Origin of the sequence: Escherichia sp. E4385, assembly GCF_963883145.1 — a bacterium.
GTDB lineage: Bacteria > Pseudomonadota > Gammaproteobacteria > Enterobacterales > Enterobacteriaceae > Escherichia.
The window spans coordinates 1-5,363 of sequence record NZ_CAWOOJ010000032.1 but is presented as its reverse complement, the minus strand read 5'-3'; the positions used below and the strand labels follow the sequence as shown (position 1 = coordinate 5,363).

General features: G+C 47.9%; 9 protein-coding genes and 2 pseudogenes. 1 reads left to right on the top strand and 10 read right to left on the bottom strand.

The features are described 5' to 3' along the window. Nucleotides 1–193: hypothetical protein (locus AACS80_RS23610; RefSeq protein ID WP_205714143.1), on the top strand; the 193-nt coding region annotated here is incomplete at its 5' end. A 610-nt stretch (nt 194–803) separates the two neighbouring features. Here the strand turns inward: AACS80_RS23610 and AACS80_RS23605 are convergent. The 10 genes and pseudogenes from AACS80_RS23605 to AACS80_RS23560 form a co-directional block, all read right to left on the bottom strand. Continuing rightward, the gene (locus AACS80_RS23605) at nt 804–1,394 is read right to left on the bottom strand and encodes a DUF551 domain-containing protein (protein ID WP_339374559.1); all 591 of its coding nucleotides are present in this window, start codon (nt 1,392–1,394) and stop codon (nt 804–806) included. 82 nt (nt 1,395–1,476) lie between these two features. Continuing rightward, nucleotides 1,477–1,695, bottom strand: a complete 219-nt coding sequence (locus AACS80_RS23600; protein WP_135409913.1) for a DUF4014 family protein — start codon at nt 1,693–1,695, stop codon at nt 1,477–1,479. A gap of 319 nt (nt 1,696–2,014) precedes the next feature. Beyond that, complete coding sequence (locus AACS80_RS23595; RefSeq protein ID WP_167852401.1) at nt 2,015–2,371, bottom strand: hypothetical protein; 357 nt, start codon at nt 2,369–2,371, stop codon at nt 2,015–2,017. A gap of 127 nt (nt 2,372–2,498) precedes the next feature. After that, a pseudogene (locus AACS80_RS23590) lies at nt 2,499–2,807 on the bottom strand (ead/Ea22-like family protein); the annotation flags it as partial. Then, nucleotides 2,794–3,048 carry a hypothetical protein gene (locus AACS80_RS23585; protein WP_135409911.1) on the bottom strand — a complete coding sequence of 85 codons (255 nt, stop codon included), beginning with the start codon at nt 3,046–3,048 and terminating at the stop codon, nt 2,794–2,796. The gene AACS80_RS23585 and the pseudogene AACS80_RS23590, both read right to left, overlap by 14 nt. After that, the gene (locus AACS80_RS23580) at nt 3,045–3,251 is read right to left on the bottom strand and encodes a hypothetical protein (RefSeq protein WP_135409910.1); all 207 of its coding nucleotides are present in this window, start codon (nt 3,249–3,251) and stop codon (nt 3,045–3,047) included. The genes AACS80_RS23585 and AACS80_RS23580 overlap by 4 nt, the downstream gene beginning before the upstream one ends. Continuing rightward, nucleotides 3,248–3,670, bottom strand: a complete 423-nt coding sequence (locus AACS80_RS23575) for a DUF977 family protein (RefSeq protein ID WP_138184025.1) — start codon at nt 3,668–3,670, stop codon at nt 3,248–3,250. The genes AACS80_RS23580 and AACS80_RS23575 overlap by 4 nt, the downstream gene beginning before the upstream one ends. Before the next feature lie 15 nt (nt 3,671–3,685). Beyond that, the gene (locus AACS80_RS23570; RefSeq protein WP_135409909.1) at nt 3,686–4,447 is read right to left on the bottom strand and encodes a DUF1627 domain-containing protein; all 762 of its coding nucleotides are present in this window, start codon (nt 4,445–4,447) and stop codon (nt 3,686–3,688) included. Nucleotides 4,448–4,469: 22 nt separating this feature from the next. After that, the gene (locus AACS80_RS23565) at nt 4,470–5,216 is read right to left on the bottom strand and encodes an ATP-binding protein (protein WP_138184024.1); all 747 of its coding nucleotides are present in this window, start codon (nt 5,214–5,216) and stop codon (nt 4,470–4,472) included. A gap of 6 nt (nt 5,217–5,222) precedes the next feature. Further along, nucleotides 5,223–5,363, bottom strand: a pseudogene (locus tag AACS80_RS23560) (YdaU family protein); the annotation flags it as partial.

The window sequence follows — 5,363 nt, the reverse complement described above, 5'->3', positions numbered from 1 at the left end:
AAGCACCCGCAGCAATTCTAACTATCCAATACATCACTGCCAACACTTTAAACTCTTACCCTTTAAAACAAGAACAAAATTCAACCAATCAGCATTAGACGCATACTCATATCCTAGAGAAAACAACTCTTTCTGTACTATTTATATCCATATGATTTATAAGCATTTGCCACTTGCCATAGCCGCACAATGACAGTTTGTTATTCCGTGTCAACAGATAAAATGATCATTTTTCAATGAGTTACATGCTTGCAAGGGGTTGCACCACGGGCTTGTTTACGCCAGGATCAGATGGTCTCGGTTATGAGCATAGAAAACCCCTTGTCCTGAAAACTCAAGATGCAAGGGGCTATAGAGATTGTGATGTTACAGCATCGCAACTAGTGTGATTGATAAGGAGGTTGATCGTAATGATCTGACACCCTTTAGCACACAGAAAAGACATGTGCAAGGGTATCAGGTCTGTAGATAAACGCAATACTGAACAGGAATACAGTTTGTGTTTTTATACAGGAACTCTTTTATGGAAAAGACTGTTAATAAAAAAATATGCAGTAAATGTGGAGAACCTTGCGAAATTTTGTTCCGTCGCTTCTATCACGATGAATCAGGAAAACGCGTATACCCAGTGAAAGCAAAAGCCTTCCCAATTCCAAAATGCACAAAATGTGAATCGTAGATAAATTTAGCCCCGGCTATCGGGGCTTTTCTATTTGACAGTTTTTATCCCCAGCGGCAAATCGAATACACAACCAGTGCCACCGCCATTGCGATTCCTACCGTGGTGAATGCCTCAGGCCAGGTCATTGATTCACCTCCTGCGGTGGTTCCGGTAGCGGCATCCAGTGAGTTGAGCTCCCTACTTCGATGCCGTCTTTGTCCACAAAAGCCATCTTATTCCCGCCACGAATGGGGCAAAAAACCTTATCCCAGGAACCGGGGAATACATTCCCGAGATCATCGCGAAGAATCACATCGCAGTATTCCGCAGGAACTGCATCACTACAGCTTACCCAGCCAGCCGGAGTTCCCGGAGAGTTGGTTGACGAATTCTTATTTTCCCGAAAGTTTCCGGCCTGAAGCATGGCGACGCGGCAGGCGTTCCAGCCATCAGCATATGTTTCAGTTACACCGTCGAGATGACAGGTAAGCAAATCCATTTCATCAGGCACTACCATCGCTGGCGGCGCTGCGTAAAGCGGTGTTATTTCTGCCCGAAAGTCACCTATTTCATGCAGTTGCACCCACCGTTCGGCTTCTGCTTTGTCAGAATACAGAGCAGTGAACGTATTATATTCATTATCAATTTGCGTGAAGGTTGCCTTCCACGCCACTGGCTCTGCTTCCAGTGATGCCAGTGCAATTTTGAATAACTCACCCTCTACCTGTGCCATCCCTGAATTTGGGTGGCATTTCGCAATCGCTATTTTTAATTTAGCTTCTTCGACTAATTGTTCTTTGGTTAATTCAGTCATTTCAACCTTCCTTATACGGATTAATTTTATTGTGTAGTGCGTTAAACGACGCCCATACCACGTCGTTATACAATTCAATAACGGGCTCAATTATTTTCCCGATTACCCAGACAAAAATTAGCGGGGATATCGGTGTCATCAATACGATAAACAGAATGAGAAACAGGAATTCTGTTGCTCTGCTCTTTCGCGGATAATTTTTCCTGAATAGTGTAGTCATATCACTCCCATTTAATTTGCTTAGAACTGTGATTTCTCCAGCGGTTTTGTGCCGCGTTGGGCTTTTTGCAACAACTGTGACCCATCACCCCGCAACACCCCGTCAACCTCACTCGTCTGTTACTAATCCTCAACCATCGCCAGACCCCAACACCGTTTCTGCGAGCTAACAGAATTTTTGCTTTACGGTTTTTCATCGTTTTATTCTCCGATTAGTTCAGCTATTTTTATTACCGCCCTTTCGGGCGGCCTCCGGATGATTTGAGGGTGCAGAAATCCCTCCGGTTAAGGATTAAATTTTATTTACATCGCTGATTTTATTATTCAGTTCTGGCTTTTGCCGCCCTGCGTATCCGTGCTTTCGCGTTACGCTCAATCTGAATTAGCTTTTCTATATTTTTCCGCCTTTCCTGTTCCTCCTGGCGCAATAGCCTTACATCATCTGCCAGTCTGGTTTCTCTTTTCGCCACAGAGAGCATCCAGTCAAATGGTTCCACAACCGCGCCACAGATTTTGCATCGGACCTGACGCTCTTTTTCATCAACCCGAACAGAAGCGTGATGGCAATATGGTCTTTCCGATGGCTCATAAAGAAAATTAACCTGATTACGTGGGTCATCCTCTTTTACCGGAAATAAAACAATATTACTTAACTCATCTTCTGGTTTTATTTCCACGTCACTCTCCTTTGATGCAAATACTAGCGGCGCGGATTGCCGCGATAACATCATCAGCTTTGAGATATTCACCATCATCTGCGCTGTGTACATACCAATCATCATAACCATCAGCACCCGGCTGTAACCGTTGAGGAAGATCTACTGTCCGCGCCTCCAGCTCTTTAACGCGTTCCTCCAGTTCATAGACTCTGCATTGCTCTTTATCATCAATCAGATATAACCCAAGACATTCGCTTTCTACCCAACCGCCAAAATCATGATCATAACGCTCACATGAAAACTCACCGTCACCGTCCTTTGTTGGAATGGTGTAACTATCTAATGGGCCACCATATGTCGGCACATTTCCCAATGTTGGATGCTCAATCCACATAAAAAATGCACGTCCGGTTATCGGACAAATTTCTGGTCGCCATTGGTCACTCATTGGTTTCCTCCCACGTTTTCAGACTTTCACCACAGAACGGGCAAAATGAAACTCGAATTGGTGATTTAGAAAACTCACCGGAACGCAACATCACCAAATCAGGTCCACGGGTTAAACTCTCATTCCAGATTTTGTATAGCAGTAAGCCTTTTCTTACTGAGCATTCAGCATCATGCTCAAGGGATTTTGCCAGTGCCACACACGGTTCTATCTGATTGCCATTAACCTGGCATTTTGATTCACTCATTGCTTGAATCCCTCCCGAAGCTGTTCTGCACAGTGCAGCAGCGCATCAGTCGCTTCTTTCACCGTAACGAGATCGCCATCGTCCAGTCCTGCAATTTTTGCGTGCCTGACAAACGCCGCGCAAAGGTCGTTAAACGCCCCCGCCCGCACATCCGCCAGGAAAGCGTTAGCAGCAGCCAATTCCTGGTAGTCAATCCTGCTCACTGCGCCGCCTCCTGAAAATTCCTCTGATAAAACGCCAGCACGCGCTGCATAACCTCGCTCTTCCGACACTCGCGACAGATTATGTTCATACGCCTGTCGTAGCGGCGTATTTCTCCGTCGGGTAATGACCAGATAAGGTCAGGATCAACCACAACCTGTTTCTTCACCTTTGCCCTCGATAGTTTTTTGCGGGCGTTTTGCCAGTCCTTACGAGCCTGTTCTGAGGGAAATAATCCGTAGCCAGAGTTGTATACATCACCACTGGCGACCAGCTCTCTTGCGAGAACGCTCATTAAATATCTTGTCGCACCTGTCTTGGTTTCCAGTTGTCGTAACGTCTCGCGCCCACTCTGGCGCACGAGTTCAACAACCTGCCCCTTAATTTTTTCCCGCTCTTCTTGTGTAAATACTTTTGCCATAAGCGCCCCCGGCAATCACTTTTCCGACACAATACGACTGGAGGAATCGACAATCTGTCGGACAATATCCCGGTGCTTGTTCAGCTCCCGCAGCGCGGCGCAGATACGCTCCCACTTCTGGACATGGCCTTTCGCCCGACGCAGTTCGCGGTTTGCCATATGCAGCGATGGTAAAATCAGGTCATCCGCGCGCGTTTCAGTAAACGATGGCAACGATTGCACAATGTCCGCCACAGTTTCTGTTTTAATATCTTCCTGTGTTGCATCTTTCTGTACCGGTAACGCAACACTTGCTGGCTGAGGAAAGGCTTTACCATCAGTTTCCGCTACCGATTCAAGTTTCGGCTCTGCTGGTAAATTATTACCCGGTATGCAGTAACGAAATTTACCGTTCTGGTTTACGCGAATCAGACGACCTTTGCTGATTGCCATTGCCAGCGTTGAAGCCACTTTGCGGGATGTGGTACCGAACAGCGTAGCCAGTTCATCCGCCGTTTGTGGTCCACGTTGCTCAATCGCCGCTTTTAAATCGCTCTCCGAAATTTTCGCTACTGTTGCCATGGTGGTTTCTTCCGGCAGCTCTGCCGGCGCTGGCTGTTCCTGCTGAACGTTGTTATCAGCCACGCGCCAGGTGTATACGCTTTTATCAACGAAGCCAGCCTTTTTCAGTTCCCACAGCTCGTTCAGCACTTCTTCTCGACTGATATCAAGTCGCGTAGCCAGTTCTACCGACGTGGCTTTTCCCATCGCTTTCAGTGCGTCAAAAACGGTCTCCATTAAAATTTCCTCCCGGTAAAAATTACTTCTCAATACCTGGCTGACCAACATTCGGGCGCCAGCTCTCCCAGTTAAAATTCACCCAGCGCCCGCCGTTCATGGTCATGCGATCCATAATCCGCTCGCCGAGCAATGTTTTCATGGCCTCATAGTTCAGGTTTGTCAGCATCCCCACGCTGCGCATCGACGCTGTCCGGCGATCAACAATCTGATGCAGTACCACCTGCTCGTTTTTCGTCTCGCGCTGAATGCCAATTTCATCAAGAACCAGCAGATCCACTTCGCACAGTTCCCGCAAAAATTTTTCGCCTGATTGCCCGTCGTCATAGCTGGCGTGTAGAGCACTCATAACATCAGCCACGGTAACCACAATCACTGTCTGGCCATCTTTCAGCAGGCGATTCCCAATAGCCGCCGCCAGATGGTTTTTTCCGGTACCAGGTTTTCCGCTGAACGCGAAATTTGTGCATCCGGTAACCAGTTCGTCAGCGATAGATTTCGCCTGACTCAACGCGTATCGCTGGCCGTCGTTCTGCACCTGGTAATTCGCAAACGAGCATTTGCGGTGCAACGGCTGGATGCCGGAGCGATACAGGATTTTTTCCACCCGCAACTGACGATTCTGACGGTTGATCTCCTCACAACGTTTCTGGCCTTCTGCAAGTTGCCACTCGCGCCACTCCGCCACCGTCCTGAATGGCGCGGTTACATGTGGCGGGGCCAGTCTGCGGATACGTTCCAGAACGCCGCCTGTCGCAATATTTTTCATGCTTCGTTACCCCCTGAAGCCTGGTGGGATCGCACTGTCCGGAAACGAGACGGTGTTAACCTGCCGAGGCAACGTCTCAGGCCGAACACCTTTCGGCGCGAACAAGCCCTGGTATTCATTGGCGATGCTGTGTCGAATCACCTGCTC